13 protein-coding genes and 1 riboswitch are annotated in these 14,950 nt (G+C 66.9%); of the genes, 4 read left to right on the plus strand and 9 right to left on the minus strand.

Going from position 1 to position 14,950, the window contains the following annotated elements:
- Positions 1-4 precede the first annotated feature (4 nt).
- Together K2R93_01700 and K2R93_01705 are read right to left on the minus strand one after the other, a co-directional pair.
- Positions 5-1,549, minus strand: a complete 1,545-nt coding sequence (locus tag K2R93_01700) for a M20/M25/M40 family metallo-hydrolase (protein ID MBY0488530.1) — start codon at positions 1,547-1,549, stop codon at positions 5-7.
- Between the two features lie 189 nt (positions 1,550-1,738).
- Positions 1,739-3,847: a TonB-dependent receptor gene (locus K2R93_01705; GenBank protein MBY0488531.1), complete on the minus strand. Its 2,109-nt coding sequence runs from the start codon at positions 3,845-3,847 to the stop codon at positions 1,739-1,741.
- A riboswitch (TPP riboswitch) is annotated at positions 3,839-3,943 on the minus strand. Its footprint overlaps the gene before it by 9 nt.
- A gap of 25 nt (positions 3,944-3,968) precedes the next feature.
- Here K2R93_01705 and pnuC point away from each other — a divergent pair.
- The 3 genes from pnuC to K2R93_01720 all read left to right on the plus strand — a co-directional run bounded on the left by pnuC (position 3,969) and on the right by K2R93_01720 (position 5,737).
- Positions 3,969-4,598: a nicotinamide riboside transporter PnuC gene (pnuC, locus tag K2R93_01710; GenBank protein ID MBY0488532.1), complete on the plus strand. Its 630-nt coding sequence runs from the start codon at positions 3,969-3,971 to the stop codon at positions 4,596-4,598.
- A 142-nt stretch (positions 4,599-4,740) separates the two neighbouring features.
- A complete protein-coding gene (locus K2R93_01715; GenBank protein ID MBY0488533.1) occupies positions 4,741-5,283 on the plus strand; it encodes an ATP-binding protein in 543 nt (180 codons plus the stop codon).
- A gap of 13 nt (positions 5,284-5,296) precedes the next feature.
- A complete protein-coding gene (locus tag K2R93_01720; GenBank protein ID MBY0488534.1) occupies positions 5,297-5,737 on the plus strand; it encodes a hypothetical protein in 441 nt (146 codons plus the stop codon).
- A gap of 17 nt (positions 5,738-5,754) precedes the next feature.
- Here the strand turns inward: K2R93_01720 and K2R93_01725 are convergent, their stop codons facing one another.
- Genes K2R93_01725 through msrP form a run of 4 tightly spaced genes read right to left on the minus strand, consistent with a single transcriptional unit; the run spans position 5,755 to position 11,346 of the window.
- Complete coding sequence (locus tag K2R93_01725) at positions 5,755-6,903, minus strand: hypothetical protein (GenBank protein ID MBY0488535.1); 1,149 nt, start codon at positions 6,901-6,903, stop codon at positions 5,755-5,757.
- 40 nt (positions 6,904-6,943) lie between these two features.
- Positions 6,944-9,742: an EAL domain-containing protein gene (locus K2R93_01730; protein MBY0488536.1), complete on the minus strand. Its 2,799-nt coding sequence runs from the start codon at positions 9,740-9,742 to the stop codon at positions 6,944-6,946.
- 60 nt (positions 9,743-9,802) lie between these two features.
- Positions 9,803-10,429: a sulfoxide reductase heme-binding subunit YedZ gene (locus K2R93_01735; GenBank protein ID MBY0488537.1), complete on the minus strand. Its 627-nt coding sequence runs from the start codon at positions 10,427-10,429 to the stop codon at positions 9,803-9,805.
- Positions 10,429-11,346: a protein-methionine-sulfoxide reductase catalytic subunit MsrP gene (msrP, locus tag K2R93_01740; GenBank protein ID MBY0488538.1), complete on the minus strand. Its 918-nt coding sequence runs from the start codon at positions 11,344-11,346 to the stop codon at positions 10,429-10,431. Before msrP ends, K2R93_01735 begins: the two co-directional genes overlap by 1 nt.
- 113 nt (positions 11,347-11,459) lie before the next feature.
- On the opposite strand from msrP, the gene K2R93_01745 reads away from it, so the two are divergent.
- Positions 11,460-12,443, plus strand: coding sequence for an aldo/keto reductase (locus tag K2R93_01745; GenBank protein MBY0488539.1), 984 nt, complete (start codon positions 11,460-11,462; stop codon positions 12,441-12,443).
- A 117-nt stretch (positions 12,444-12,560) separates the two neighbouring features.
- Here K2R93_01745 and K2R93_01750 read toward each other — a convergent pair whose 3' ends face one another.
- The 3 genes from K2R93_01750 to K2R93_01760 all read right to left on the minus strand — a co-directional run.
- Positions 12,561-13,649: an ABC transporter permease gene (locus K2R93_01750; GenBank protein MBY0488540.1), complete on the minus strand. Its 1,089-nt coding sequence runs from the start codon at positions 13,647-13,649 to the stop codon at positions 12,561-12,563.
- A 38-nt stretch (positions 13,650-13,687) separates the two neighbouring features.
- Positions 13,688-14,464 carry an ABC transporter ATP-binding protein gene (locus tag K2R93_01755; protein ID MBY0488541.1) on the minus strand — a complete coding sequence of 259 codons (777 nt, stop codon included), beginning with the start codon at positions 14,462-14,464 and terminating at the stop codon, positions 13,688-13,690.
- A gap of 5 nt (positions 14,465-14,469) precedes the next feature.
- Positions 14,470-14,950: HlyD family efflux transporter periplasmic adaptor subunit (locus tag K2R93_01760; GenBank protein ID MBY0488542.1), on the minus strand; the 481-nt coding region annotated here is incomplete at its 5' end.

Below are 14,950 nucleotides of genomic sequence, written 5' to 3' on the forward strand. Positions count from 1 at the left end.
ACGCCTACCGCAGCGCCCCCGGCCACTCCTTCCCCAGCCCGGTCATCAGCTCGGCCATCACCGCGATCGCGTCCCACAGATTCCGTACGCACAGGTTCTCGTTCGGCGCGTGCTGCGAATTGTCGGCATTGACCGTGGGCACCGTAATCACCGTCGCGCCGAGCTGCTCCACGAAGTGAAAGAGCGGGAGGGAGCCACCCAGAATGGGCATCGTGAACGGCTCCACGCCGTACGCACTCGTCATGAGCCGCTTCACCGCCTGCACCGGCGCCAGCGTACTCGCGACGCGCACGCTGGTGTAGCCCTCGTCCCAGGTGATGGACACGAGCTTGGAGCGGTCGGTGCTCTTGGCAGCCGCGTTCACATCACGCGTGACGGTGTAGCCCAGACTCGCCAGATGCGCCTCGAGCAGCTGCTTGATGCGCGCCGGCTGCTGGTTTGGCACGAGGCGGAAGTCGAGGGAGACGCTGGCGCTGGTGGGCACGGCGTTGGCCGCGCCGGTACCCACGTTGCCGGCGCGAATGCCGCGCACGTTGAGCGCGGGGTACATGATGCGCTCGCCGAGCGGAGCGTTGTTGGCTTCGGTGTGCGCCAGGCCGAGCGAGGTGCGCACGCTGTCATCGGAAACCGACAGCGCGGCGGCGAGCTGCTTGTCGCTCGCACTGATGGCCGGCACGTCGTCGTAGAAGTTGGCAATCCTGATGCGCCCATCCACATCGCGGATGCTCGCCACGAACTGCGCCGCGAGCACGGCCGGATTGGGCGCCCAGTTGCCGTAGTGGCCGCTGTGCAGCGCCCGATTGGCGCCGTAGAAGGTGATGTCGGCGCCCATGACGCCGCGCACGCCCAGCACGAGTTGCGGGCGGCCACTCACATGGGTAGGCCCGTCAAAGAAGAGCCAGGCGTCGGCGGTGAGCTGGTTCTTGTACGTCTTGAGCAGCTCGCCCAGGTGATTCGAACCGGCTTCCTCTTCGCCCTCGAGAAAGAACTTCACATTCACCGTCGCGCTGCGCTTGGCCGCCTTCATGGCATCGAGCGCGGCGAGCATGGCGATGATGGGCCCCTTGTCGTCGCTCGCCGACCGGGCGCGAATGCGAAGCTCGGGATCGATCGTGTCACCCTTGGCCGGCAGCGGCGCCGCCTCCTGCGCCACGCTGTTCTTGTAGCGCCGCAGCTCGGGCACGAACGGATCGGCATCCCACCCGCCACCGGCCACGGGCTGGCCATCATAGTGCGCGTAGAACACCACGGTGCGCGTGGCCCCCGGCACACGAAGCTCGCCGAACAGCGCCGGGCTCCCGCCGCTCGGTGCCCGCAGCGTGGTGAGCGCCACGCCGCGCTTGGCGAACGCCTGCGTCAGGAAGGCGACATTCTTGGCGATGTCGTCCTGATTGCTCGCCACATTGGGAATGGCGAAGAGCGCGAAGGCTTCGTCGAGAATCTCGCGCTCATGCGCGCGCCGCCAGGCGTCAACCTGCGGGCGAAGGGGCTGGGCCTGGGCCGCGGTGGGGAGGAGCAGCAGGGATGCGAGAATTGCCTTGATGTTCATTCGTTGACGCTACTGCCTGTTGTGGCGATCGGCGAGATGGCTGTGCCTGATCTGCGGAGGGGCGGAGCAACGGGGCAACGGAGAACGACCATCTCGAAACTCCGTTCCTCCGCTGCTCCGCCCCTCCGCAGATCAGGTACAGCACACCATTAAGCAGCTCACAGATCTGCCGCGGGCGCCCATCGCCGCTCAGAAGTCAAACGACGCCGTCAGGAACAGCGCCCGCGCCGGCAGGATGAAGTACCGCACCTTTCCCGACCCCGACACCGACCCGCTCGCGAACTTGCGGGTGTCGCCGAGGTTCTGGCCGCGCAGCGTGAACGTCGTGCGACCCAGTGTGTAGCGGGCGGTGGCGTCCACCGTGTAGTAGTCGGGGAGTACGCGGTCCGGGCTCGACGTGTTGTCGAGGAAGGCGCGGCTCTGGTAGCGCCCTTCGAGGCCGAACATCGTGGCCGTGGTGGGCATGACTTCGACGCGGTGCGACGAGATGAAGCGCGGCGTGAGCAGCGGCTCCACGTTGCGGCGCACCACCGGCGTGCCGCGGGAGGAGTCGGTGAACTGCTTGATGCGGTTCGTGCTCCAGGTGGCGTTGCCAGCAAGCAGGACGTGCCGGATGCCGCGATAGGCCGCATCGACCTCGAGGCCACGGCGGTAGCTGGCCCCGACATTCCGGCGCAGGATGGAACCGCTCGCCGTGGGCGCGCCGATGCGCGCAATGTCGTTCGTGAAGTCCATGCTGTACACATTCGCCGAGAGGTCGAGTGTGGACCGCTTGAGCGTCAGACCGATCTCGGTATCGCCGAGGCGCTCGGGCTTCACGCGCGTGAAGTCGCCGTAGTCGGCAAAGTTGGAACTGTTGAGATCATCGTCACCCGCGAGCAGATCGCTGCGCGCCGGCTCACGCGTGGTGCGGCCGTAGCTCGCGAACGCCGAGAGGCCAGGCGCCAGCTGATACGTCACGCCGGCGCGCGGGTTGAAGAAGCGCCAGGTGATGCTCGGGCCGGTGATGTTGGCGTTCGCATCGGGGTTGTAGGCGAAGTGCGCCACGCGCCCCTGCAGGTCGAGGAAGAGCGCCGCCTTGCCCGCGGTGCGGGTCACCTTGGCGAACGCGCTCGCGTCCTGCTTCTCGCCGTTGTTGTCGTACAGCGTGGTGCTCGGCTGGAGGTAGCCACGGTGATAGCGCCGATACGTGTTGGCGTTCACGCCCGTGTGCAGCGCCCAGTCGCCACGCTCCACGTTGAGCGCGCTCGTGGCGCCGTACCACGAGTGCTGCAGATTGAACCGGTAGCGATCGGGACCATCGAAATAGTCGTAGCTGCCGGCCGCAGAGTTGCGGTAGAGCGTGGTGTTGAAGGTGCCGCCGTTCGTGAGGGCGTGCGACCAGGCCAGGCTCACCATCTGCTGGCCGAACTTGTCGCGCTCATCCACACCGAGGGGATTGTAGCGCCAATTTTTCGCAAGTTCGGCCTTGGTGGCGCCGGTGTATGAGAGCGTGTCGGCGAGGAGCCCGACCAGCGCGGTGAGCTTCACGATGTCCTGCTTGCCGAACCAGCCCGCCCCGAGGAAGCCGCTGCGCCCCATGACACCCGAATGATCACGATAGCCGTTCGTGCGGAGGGCGCTCACGCGGCCATAGGCGGCGAAGCCATTCGCCGTGAGCCCGGTGTTGAAACCCACCGTGGCACGCTGGGCGCCAAAGGATCCGATCTGCAGCTCGGCATCGCCACTGCGGCCGCGACGCGCCACCGGGGTGGTCTCGAAGTTGATCGAGCCCGCGTAGCTGGCGGTGCCGGCGGTGCTGGTCCCGACGCCACGCTGCACCTGCACGCTCTGCACGTTGCTCATCAGGTCCGCGAAGTTGGCAAAGTACAGCACCTGATCTTCGGGATCGTTGAGCGGCACGCCATCGATCGTGATGTTGATGCGCGTCTGATCGAGGCCACGCAGGCGGAGGTAGCTGTACCCCCAGAGCGTGCCCGTTTCGGTATGCGACGTCATCGACGGTGCGGCGTTCATCAGCAGCTGGGGCACGTCCTGCCCAAAGTGCCGCTGCTCGATGGCGGCCTTGGTAATGGTCTTCTGCGCGATCGGCGCAGCCTCGCCGGCGCGGATGGCCTGGACCAAAACGCCTTCGATCTTCCGAGCGGCGGCCTTGGCACTGTCGGCCGCGGCCGAGTCCGGACGGATCTGCGCGCTGAGCGACGAACTGGCGGACACCAAGAGCGCGGCAGCCGCTGAGCCATGGCTCAGACGACGCCGCAGCGCGCGCCCGAGGCGCGCGTGCATGCGATGTAGCATCGTTGGACTCCCTACGCCGGTACGAACCGGATCAGGTTCTGCGGGTGTTTTCTCAGCCTGCGCTCACTGGCGGCGCCGGCACCCCGGTCATGTGCCCGAACGGTAATTAGCTTCCCTGCCTATGACCAGCCTCCTCGGCCTGTACGACGCCCTCTGCACCTGGCTCACGGCCCACGGGTCCTCGTGCGCCGAGCTGTTCGGGTTCATCACGGGCGTGCTGAACGTGTGGCTGGTGACGCGCGAGAACATCTGGAGCTGGCCGCTCGGGGTGCTCAACGCCGTCTTCTACATGGTGGTCTTCGCGCGCACAGGGCTCTACAGCGACACGGGGTTGCAGGTCGTGTATTTCGTGCTGTCGCTCTATGGCTGGTATCACTGGCTCCGCGGCGGCCCCCAGCACGAAGCGGTCGTGGTCACCCGGACTTCCACGCGGCTCTGGGGCATCCTCGTGGTGATCGCGGTGGTGACCTGGTTTACGCTCAGCAGCATCACCAAGCGCCTCCCGGGCGCCGCCATGCCGCATCTCGACGCCGCGCTCGTGGCGACCAGCCTCGTGGCGCAGTGGATGATGACGCGCAAACTGCTGGAGAACTGGCTGCTGTGGATCGCGGTGGATGTGGTGTACATCGGGCTGTTCATCAACCGGCACCTGCCGCTCACCGCCGTGCTCTACACGGTCTTCCTCGGCCTCGCGATCCTCGGCTACGTGCAGTGGGGGCGCTCGGCGCGCGCTGCGGAGGGCTCTGTATGAGCGGACGGGTCGTTGTCTCGCACAGAGGCACAACGCGCACGGAGGTGACACAGAGAACAACCATTGTTTTTCTCTGTGACATCTCTGTGGGCTCTGTGCCTCTGTGCGAGACAACGACCCATCCCCCACACGGGCGCCTCCGATGACACCCCCGACGCGCGTCGTCCTCACCGGCTCCGAGTCGGTAGGAAAAACGACCCTCGCCGCCCAGCTCGCCGCGCACTACGGTGTACTTACCGTGCCGGAGTTCGTGCGGGAGTACGCCGCCCAGAAAGGCGCACCGCTCGACTTCCGGGATCATGGGCCCATCGCGAAGGGGCAGATGGCCCTCGAGGACCGCTACATCGCGCGGGCCAACGAGGCCGGTCATCGCCTGCTGATTCAGGATACGGATCTGATCAGTACCGTCACCTATTGCCACCACTACTTCGGACGTTGCCCGCAGTTCATCGAAGAAGCGGCGGTGGAGCGGCGACCGGCGCTGTACCTGCTGCTCGATATCGATGTCCCCTGGGTGCATGATGGCATCCGCGACCGGGGCGACCGTCGCGACGAGGTGCAGCAGCTGTTCGTGGACACGCTGGCGCGTCTTGGTGCGCCGGTTCAGGTTGTGAGCGGATCATGGGATGAACGGTTCCGCTTGGCAGTGCATCTGATCGACACGCTCCTCGCCACCCACTCCTGACGAGAGAAATACCATGGCACCTTCCGGCCAGTCGTATAAGAATCACGCGCAGTTCACGCCCGCGTATCACTACTTCACGAGTCCGATCTCGCTCATCTACCTCGTGTGGACGGTGAAGCGCCTGATCAGTAATCCGGGCAACGATACGGCGTACGCGCTGGTGGGCGCGCTCGCGATCACGGGGCTCGTGGCGGTCACGCGTCTGTCTCCGCTGCGCGTCCAGGACCGCTTGATCCGCCTCGAAGAGCAGCTGCGCTACGCGAAGCTCTTGCCGGCAGAGATTGCCGCGAAGGCTGAATCAACCTTTTCCCCGCGTCACTACATCGCGCTGCGCTTCGCGTCGGACGCCGAGCTGCCGGAGCTGGTCAACAAGGTGCTGGCGAATCCGTCGATGACGCAGAAGGAGATCAAGCAGGCGATCAAGAACTGGCGCGGCGATTACTTCCGGGCCTGACGGCCGCGCGGAGCAACTTACGTCGTCGCCAACAGCTCCACGGCGATGCCCCCGTTCGAGCTGCGGAACTTGGAGGTGGTGCGGAGCTTGAGTTGGCCCAACAGCGCCTTGTCGGCCGGCATGAACAGGCCCAGCTGCCACCCGCGTCCGCCGGCGCGCAACACGTCGCCGAGCCGCGCGAAGAGCCCGCGCAGATCGGTGCCGTCGCTGACGCGCAGGCCATAGGGCGGATTCGTCAACAGCAGGCCGTGCGGCGCGATGGCCGCGAGATCCAGCGTGGACAGCGGCTCCTGCTCAATCACCAGGTCCGCGGCCACGCCGGCGCGCTCGGCGTTCGCCCGCGCGGCGGTGACGGCGCCCGCATCGCGATCGCGCACGACGATCGGCACGCCCGCGCTGGGGCGTACCGCGGTGCGGAGGGCGGCGCGGGCGGCCGCGAAGCGCGCGGCGTCGGCGCCCGGCCATTGCTCCATCGCGAAACCGCGTGACAGCCCCGGCGCGATGCTGCGCGCGATCAGTGCGGCCTCGATGCCGATGGTCCCGGACCCGCCAAAGGGATCGACCAGCGCCCGCTCGCCACGCCAGCCCATGCCGGCCAGCATCGCCGCGGCCAGCGTTTCGCGCAGCGGCGCCTTGGCCACGGCCTGTCGCCAGCCGCGGCGATGCAGCAGCTCCCCCGAACTGTCGGCGCTGATCGTGCACACGTCACGCTCGAAGCGCACCACAATGAGCTGACTGGGGGCGTCGTCCGCCTCATCGTCTTCGTCGGGACGTGCCTTCGTCGTCACCGAAACATTCGCGACCGCACCGGTGATGCCGCGCGCGACACGCTCCGCCACCGCATCGGAGTGATACAGCCGCGATTTGCGGCAGGTCACCCGCAGGCGCACCGACGATCCCGCCGCAATAACCCGCGTCCACGCGACGCGCGCCGCCTGCTTCTCGAGCGAGGCGAAGTCGCGCGCCGGAAACTCGGCGAGCCGCACGATCACCCGCGAGGCGATCCGTAGCTGCGCATTGAGCGCAAAGAGCCCCGCGTCATCAACCGAGACCGAAACGCCCGAGGGCGTCACCTCGCGAGGCGTGAGACCGATCGCCGACACCTCGCTGGCCACGAGCGGAGCAAGCCCGGGCGCGGACACCACAAACGCGTCATGCCGGGTCACCGGGGCTGACGCCGTGATCGGGCGCGCCGTCGCGCCGCCCTTACGCAGCGTACTTACTGCGCGCGACGAACGGCGCCTTGGCGCCCCGCGTAGCCAGCAGCTCCCAGAAATCCTCGGCGTCCACCGGACGCGAGAACAGGTAGCCCTGACCGAGCTCGCAGCCGAGGGAGATGAGATGGGCGCGCTGCGCCTCGGTCTCGATCCCTTCGGCCACCGTATTCATCCGCAGCGTTTCTCCCAACGCCACAATTGCGCTCGCGAGCACCGGTCCATCGCCTCCCTTGTCGATCACATCCACGAACGCCTTGTCGATCTTCAGGATGTCGACCGGATAGCGTTGCAGATAGCTCAGGGAAGAATAACCGGTTCCGAAGTCATCGATAGCCAGCGACACGCCGAGCGCCTTGAGCGCCGTGAGCCGGGTCATCGAGACGTCGGTGTGCTGCATGAGCATGCTTTCGGTGATCTCGAGCGTCAGCTGCGACGGATCGAGCCCCGACTCCTCGAGCGCGCTTGCCACGTCCTCCACGATCGCGGCGTCCTGCAGCTGGCGGCCGGAGAGGTTGACGGTGATGCGCAGCGCCTGGTTGCGCTCGCGGGTCCACTTCTGCGCCTCACGGCAGGCACGGCGCAGCACCCAGCGCCCGAGCGGCACGATCAGCCCCGTTTCCTCGGCGATGGGGATGAACGTCATGGGCGACACGAGCCCGCGATCGCGGCTGATCCAGCGCACGAGGGCCTCGGCACCGATGATCTGCCCGGTGGTGAGCTCCACGATGGGCTGATACTGCAGGAAGAACTCCTCACGATCGATCGCCATGCGCAGACCCGCCTCCACCACGAGGCGGTCGAGCGCCGCCTTGTGCATGGCCGGCTCGAACATTGCGACCTGTCCCTTGCCGCGGGTCTTGGCCACGTACATGGCCACATCGGCGTTGCGCACCACATCGTCGCTCGATTCGCCCTGAGAGGCGCGCGCGATGCCGATGCTGGCATTCACGAACACTTCCTTGCCGCTCAAGGTGAACGGGCGCTGCAAGGCGGTGTGAATGCGATCCGCCACGACGAACACATCCTCGTCATTGGCACAGTCTTCCACGAGCACCGCGAACTCATCGCCACCCAGACGCGCAATGAGATCGGTATCGCGCACGCAGAGCGACAGGCGCCGCGCGGCGTCCACCAGCAGACGATCGCCGACCACATGGCCGAGCGAGTCGTTCACATTCTTGAAGTTGTCGAGGTCCAGAAAGAGCACGGCGACGTGATTGCCATGGCGCATGCTCCGCGCGAGCGCGTGCCCTACCTGGTACAGGAACAGCGAGCGGTTCGCGAGATCGGTGAGCGGATCGTGAAACGCCTGGTGCATGTACTGCTGCTTGATCTGGCTCTGCTCGGTCACGTCGCGCGTGTTGAGCACGAGCCCGTTGATTACCGGCTCGCTCATCAGGTTGGTGCCGACGTTGTCCACCGTCATCCACCCACCACTCGCGTGGCGCAGGCGCCATTCGCGCTTGAGCACTCCCGGCGACGCCGCCTCGGGGCGGTACTGCACCCGCGTCAGCTCCGCGAGGAACGCCTGCGCGACCTTGCGGTCGTTGTCGTGCAGCAGGTCGAACAGCGACGTTCCCGACAGGCGCGCCGGATCATGACCGAACACCGTGGCCATGGAGGGGCTCACATAGCGAATGGTGCCGTCGGGATCGGCGATGATGATGACGTCGCTCGAGTGCTGCACGAGGGCGCGGAAGCGGGCCTCGTTCTCGCGGGCCGCGCTTTCGGTCAGCAGGCTCACCGCCTCGCGCGTCACCGCCCACTGGCGGGCAAAGGCCAGCCCCATGAGCACCAGCGCCCCCAGCAGGAGCACGGTGAGCGACGGGCTCGATTCATCGAGCACATGCCTCGTCAGCAGCACGACGCCGGGTAGCGCGGCCGCGAAGGGAATGGCGGTGGTCGCGAGGTCCACGCGTTTGGACACCGGGCGCAGTTCGCGATGCAATACGGTGGCGCTGGCGAGCCAGCCGGCCGCGGCGAGCATGACCATCGCCACCGGACTCACGACCTGCATCACGCCGATCGCCCCATCCTGCTGGATAGCCGCGGCGGCAACGTGGCCGAAGAACTGCACGACGAACACGCCAGCCAACAGCACCAGCACGTTGGCGCGATGCTGCAGTACCGTGCGCCGCCAGAAGGCGGCCAGCACCACGATCACCACCACATCGAGCACGGCTTCGACATGGAGCAGTGCGTACCGGGCGCGCGCCACGTCCGAGAGCGTGGTCTCGCTTACGGTGTACCACGTGAGCAGCGCGCCGCCGGCGGCCACGGTGACAACGTCGAGCGCGAGACGCAGTCGATCGATGCCACGGCGCGGTGCGCTCGGCAGGCAGCACATCGCGGCGAGGAAGAGCAGCGGACCGGCGAGGGTCAGCGGGCCGGCGAGCCCGATGGGCCAGTTGGCACCGCCCAGCACATCCCGGAACAGTTCAATGGGGAGGAGGGCGATCGCCGCGGCGGCGATCCGCCAGAAGCGGCGCGTGCCGCGATCGAGGGCAAGTTCTCGGCTCGCGTGCAGCGCGAGCGTGACGGCGGCCAGCACCAGCGGCAGGAGCAGCAGCGCACTCGCGCCGCGCACCACCGCGCTGGTCTCGCGCCCCGACGCGAGCCACGCCGTCAGGAGTGCACCATAGCCAATGAGCCCCCCGAGCAGCATCCGATCCGGCCGGTGCCCGAATACCACAGCACGCACCGTCGCATCGCCTCGCGGCGCGCTCGGTGCTTCCGGCTCAGTCGGTTGTTCGGGTCGACGCACGGTGGCGTCGGTCGCGAGGGGCATGTCGAGTGACGTCCAGGGAAGGCTGCCCCACGACGAAAGTCGGGGCCGCCCGGTCCGTCGTCACCCCGTCGGCTCCGTCGCCGCATTCCCAGGTGTCGTACGCACCGACGGTCGCCGCCCTCCTCGCCACACCAACCGGGAGGCGAGGAGTGCAGCGACGACCGATGCATATAGGATCGGCTCGCTTCGGTCCTTCTTGACTGCCCAGAAGAAATGCAGGCAGGCGGCCGCCACGCTCACGTAGACCAGCTGATGAAGTCGAGTCCATCTTTTGCCGCCGAGGCGGCGAATCGACGCCTTCGTGGAGGTCAACGCCAGCGGAATCAGCAGCAGGAAGGCCAGCATCCCGAGCGTCACGTACCAGTGCTTCAGGATGTCCTTCCAGATCTCGGCCCAGTCGAAGAACCAGTCGAGGACCGTGTAGACCAGCAGATGCCCCAACGCCCAGAAGAAGGCGGCGAGCCCCAGGAAACGGCGTTCGGCCACGAGCCACCCCGCCCCCGTGATCCGCATCAGGGGGGTGATGGCCAGCGACGCCGCGAGGAAGCGGAGGGCCCACTCGCCGGTCATGTGCTCGACTTCGCGAATCGGATTCGCGCCCAACTGCCCCAGGAAGAAAAAGGCCACAATGACCGGAATTGGGGCAATCACCAGCACCCACAACGCCGGCCGAAGCCAACGCCGCATCAGTAGTTCTTCCGGAGGTCCATGCCCGCGTACATCGACGCCACTTGATCGGCGTAGCCGTTGAACATCAGCGTATTCCTCTTGAGGAATTCACCGATGCGCCGTTCCTTGGCCTGACTCCAGCGCGGGTGGTCCACCGTGGGGTTCACGTTCGCGTAGAACCCGTATTCGCTCGGGTTGGCGTCGTTCCAGGTCGTGTTGGGCATCTTGTCCGTGAAGCGGATCTTCACGATCGACTTGATCCCCTTGAAGCCGTACTTCCACGGCGTGACCAGGCGGAGCGGTGCGCCGTTCTGCGGCGGCAAGGCCTTCCCGTAGATCCCGGTGGCCAGCAGGGTGAGCGGATGCATCGCCTCATCCATCCGGAGCCCCTCCTTGTACGGCCAGGGGAGCACCGGGCTCTTCTGCCCCGGCATGCGGCGGGGGTCGAACAGGGTGGTGAACTCCACGAACTTGGCGCCCGGCAACGGCTCGCACCGGTTGATCACGTCACGCAGCTGCACGCCGTTCCACGGGATCACCATGGACCAGGCCTCCACGCAGCGCATGCGATAGACGCGGTCCTGCACCGGCAGCTTGCCGATCAGCTCATCGAGCGTGAACGGCCGGGGCTTCTTCACCAGCCCTTCGACCGTCACCGACCAGGGCGTCGTCTTGAACCCCTGCGCATTCTGCGCCGGATCCTCCTTGTCGGTCCCGAACTCGTAGAAGTTGTTGTAGGACGTAATGTCGTCGTACGAGTTGGGCTTTTCCTCCTGGCCGGCCCCGGTCGCACTGAGCGCCTTGAGCGCCTCCGGTGCCAGGACCGTCCCCAGCGCCATCGCGCCGGCGGTGCCGAAGAAGGCGCGGCGGTTCTGGTACAGCGACTCCGGGGTGATTTCGGAGCTCGGAATGTCGTCGGGACGGCGGATCAGCATGCGGCGGCCAGTTGAGGGTCGAAAGGCTTCGTAGATTCTAGCGACGTACGGCCCGTTCGGTTCCCAATTCGGGACCCCGAGGTCCCTGTTTCTGCCTTTTTCCGGTTCGGCCCATGCGCTACACGACCCTCGGCACCGCCGGGATGTCCGTCTCCCGGATCTGCCTCGGCTGCATGACCTACGGCACCTCCGCCTGGCGCCCCTGGGTGCTCGACGAGGCCGAGGCCCGTCCCTTCTTCAAGAAGGCCGTCGAAGCCGGCATCACCTTCTTCGATACCGCCGACATGTACTCGCTGGGAGTGAGCGAGGAGGTCACCGGGCGCGCCCTCCGCGAGTACGCCCGGCTCGAGGAGATCGTGATCGCCACCAAGGTGTTCCACGCCATGGGACCTGGACAGAACATGGCCGGCCTGTCGCGGAAGCACATCGTGCAGGCGTGCGAAGCGAGCCTCAAGCGGCTCGGCATCGAGACGATCGACCTCTACCAGATCCATCGCTTCGACCCCAAGACGCCGATCGAGGAAACGCTCGCCGCGCTCGATCATCTCGTGCAGAGCGGCAAGGTGCGCTACATCGGCGCGAGCTCGGGGTGGGCGTGGCAGTTCGCGAAAGCGCTCAGCACGAGCGACGCGAAGGGCTTTGCGCGCTTCGCCACGATGCAGAACCACTACAACCTCCTCTACCGCGAAGAGGAGCGGGAAATGATTCCGCTCTGCCTCGCCGAGGGGGTCGGTGCCCTCCCGTGGTCACCGCTCGCGCGGGGCCTGCTGGCCGGTACCCGTCGCTCGATCACCGACCGCAGCGCCAGCACGCGCGCCGAGACGGACACCTACGGGCACACGTTGTACGAAGACGAGAACGACTGGGCGATCGTCGAAGCCGTGCGCACCGTTGCCGAAGGACGCGGCATCCCGATGGCGCAGGTCGCGCTGGCGTGGCTGCTCTCGAAGCCCGTCGTCACGGCGCCGATCGTGGGCGCCTCCAAGCTGGCGCAGCTCGATGATGCCATCGCGGCGGTGGATGTGGTGCTGAGCGCTGAGGAGATTGCACTGCTCGAGGCGCCGTATCGGCCACACGCCGTGCGCGGGCATTCGTGAGAACTGACCACATAGAGAAAATGGGAAAGGGAGAAATCCCCGACACGCTCCGAGCGCCGCCGGGGATTTCTCTTTTTCCCCCTTTTCTCTGCGTGATCTGTTCAAACCCACGTCAGCTCAATCCAAGGTCTTGGAGAACCGCCGCACGCTCACCGTAAAGAGCAGCACCGCCGCCGCCGAGAGCGCCACGAGCTGCCGCCACAAGTCGCCGACCCCAACGCCCTTGAGCAGGACGCCGCGCAGGATGTCGAGGAAGTACGTGAGCGGCAGCGCCAACCCCACATACTGCGCCGGGAGCGGCATCGCCGCGCGAGGGAAGATGTATCCCGACAGCAGGATGTTCGGCAGCATGAAGAAAAAGCTCAGCTGCATAGCCTGCACCTGACTCTTGGCGACGGTTGAGATCAGCAGCCCCACGCCCAGGCTCGCCACGATGAACACCAGTGCGAGCGCGTAGAGGAGCAGCAGGCTGCCGGCGATGGGGATCTTGAAGAACAGCACGCCGAGCACCAGCACCACGGTCATCTGCACGTAGCCCACCATGACGAAGGGCACGAGCTTGCCGAGCATGAGGCTCGCCTTGCCAATCGGGGTGACGATGAGCTGCTCGAGCGTGCCGCGCTCCCGTTCCCGCACGATGGCGGTGCTGGTGATGAGCGTCATGGTGATCGTGAGCAGAATGCCCACGATACCCGGCACGATGAACACGGCGCTCTTCTGCGCCGGGTTGTACCACGGGCGCACGCGCAACTCGACCGGCGGCGTCACCGCGATACGCGCCGCTAGCAGTTGCTGCAAGCGCGCGGCGGCCGCGAGCTGGGCACCGGAGATGGCCGCTCCGCTCGACTGTGGGTCGGCGGCATCGATCAGCAGCTGCGCCACGCCGGTGTGCCCGCCGCGGATATTACGCTGATACTCTGGCGGAATGACCAGCGCCACTCGCGCGGCGCCCCGCTCGATCCAGCGTTTGGCCACCACCCGGTCGGGAACGCGGGCGATCACCTTGAAGTTGTCGGTGTTCTCCAGCACCTGAATGAGCGCGCGACTTTCGCTCGTGCGCGAGTCATCCACGACCACGGTGGGCAGCTTGCGCACGTCGGTCTGAATCGCGTAGCCAAAGAGCAAGAGCTGGATCGCCGGCAGACCGGTCATCATGGCGAACGTGATGCGGTCGCGCCGCAGCTGCAGAAACTCCTTCCAGAGCATCGGCCACGCGGTCCAGCGACGCACGCGATCGCGCCAGCTCATGAGGCCGCGCCCTTCGTGTAGACGCCGGTGAAGTTGGCGTCCTGCTCCTGCAGCTGCACAAAGACGTCTTCCACCGTCTTCGCGCCGAACTGCTCGGTAATCTCCCGCGGGGTGCCCAGGCCGATCAACGCGCCGCGACTCAGGAACGCGAGCCGCTGACACCGTTCGGCTTCGTCCATGTAGTGCGTCGTCACCAGAATCGTCGTGCCGTCCTGCGCGAGGTCGTAGATCGTTTGCCAGAAGGTGCGGCGCGCGGCCGGGTCCACGCCGGCGGTGGGCTCGTCGAGAAAGACCAGATCGGGGTGATGAGCCGTGGCGCAGGCGAGGGCGAGCCGCTGCTTCCATCCGCCGCTCAAGGTGCCCGCGCGCTGTGAAACGCGGGGCGTGAGCCCCAGCCGCTCGGTGTGCACAGCCAGCCGTTCCTCACGTTCCCGCCCGACCAGCCCGTACACGGACGCGTAGAAGCGCAGGTTCTCGCCGACCGTGAGCTCATCGTACAGGCCGTAGCGCTGCGACATGTAGCCGATGCGTGTGCGCACCTGCTCGGCCTGCGTGGCGATGTCGAAGCCGGCCACGCGCGCCGATCCACTCGTGGGCAGCACCAGCCCACAGAGCATGCGGATCGTGGTGGTCTTCCCCGATCCGTTGGGGCCGAGCAAGCCAAACACTTCGCCGCGCCGGATCTCGAGGTCGAGCGACTCCACGGCGATGAGATCACCGAAGCGCTTGTGCAGCGCCTCCGTATGCACCACCGCGTCAGTGGGGGCGGCCACGCCGGTCAGCGATGCGGCGGGAGCGTCACCGTGATCGGCAACCCCGCGCGCAGCCGTTGCGTGGTATCGGCGAATTCCACCTTCACCCCAAAGAGCAGATCGGCGCGCTCCTGCTCTGTGAGCGCGACGCGCGGCGTGTATTCGGCCTTGGTCGCGATGGCCGTGACGAGCCCGCGAAAGTGCGTGGTATCGCCGTCGAGCTGCGCCAGCAGCGTGTCGCCACTCCTGAGGCGCGGCAGGACGGTCGGTCCGACATAGATGCGGGCCCATGGGCGCGACGGCTGGCCCACCGTCACCGCGCTCTGGCCGGCCGTCAGCACCTCGCCGGGCTCCACGTTGCGGCTCGATACAATGCCGGAGACGGGCGAGATGAGGACGAGATCATTCGCGGAGGCGCGCATCATGTCGACCGCCGCCCTCGCGCCGCGCGCCTCCGCGGCCGCCGCGGCGCGCCGTTCCTGGCGTGCGCCGTCGCGCACGAGGCGC

It is taken from the genome of Gemmatimonadaceae bacterium (assembly GCA_019752115.1).
Taxonomy (GTDB): domain Bacteria; phylum Gemmatimonadota; class Gemmatimonadetes; order Gemmatimonadales; family Gemmatimonadaceae; genus Gemmatimonas.

Coding starts and splice junctions, on each gene's coding strand:
- K2R93_01750 (MBY0488540.1), bottom strand. CDS start 13,649: ATGCTCTGGAAGGAGTTTCTGCAGCTGCGGCGCGACCGCATCACGTTC.
- K2R93_01700 (MBY0488530.1), bottom strand. CDS start 1,549: ATGAACATCAAGGCAATTCTCGCATCCCTGCTGCTCCTCCCCACCGCG.
- K2R93_01715 (MBY0488533.1), top strand. CDS start 4,741: ATGACACCCCCGACGCGCGTCGTCCTCACCGGCTCCGAGTCGGTAGGA.
- pnuC (MBY0488532.1), top strand. CDS start 3,969: ATGACCAGCCTCCTCGGCCTGTACGACGCCCTCTGCACCTGGCTCACG.
- K2R93_01705 (MBY0488531.1), bottom strand. CDS start 3,847: ATGCTACATCGCATGCACGCGCGCCTCGGGCGCGCGCTGCGGCGTCGT.
- msrP (MBY0488538.1), bottom strand. CDS start 11,346: ATGCTGATCCGCCGTCCCGACGACATTCCGAGCTCCGAAATCACCCCG.
- K2R93_01735 (MBY0488537.1), bottom strand. CDS start 10,429: ATGCGGCGTTGGCTTCGGCCGGCGTTGTGGGTGCTGGTGATTGCCCCA.
- K2R93_01745 (MBY0488539.1), top strand. CDS start 11,460: ATGCGCTACACGACCCTCGGCACCGCCGGGATGTCCGTCTCCCGGATC.
- K2R93_01730 (MBY0488536.1), bottom strand. CDS start 9,742: ATGCCCCTCGCGACCGACGCCACCGTGCGTCGACCCGAACAACCGACT.
- K2R93_01720 (MBY0488534.1), top strand. CDS start 5,297: ATGGCACCTTCCGGCCAGTCGTATAAGAATCACGCGCAGTTCACGCCC.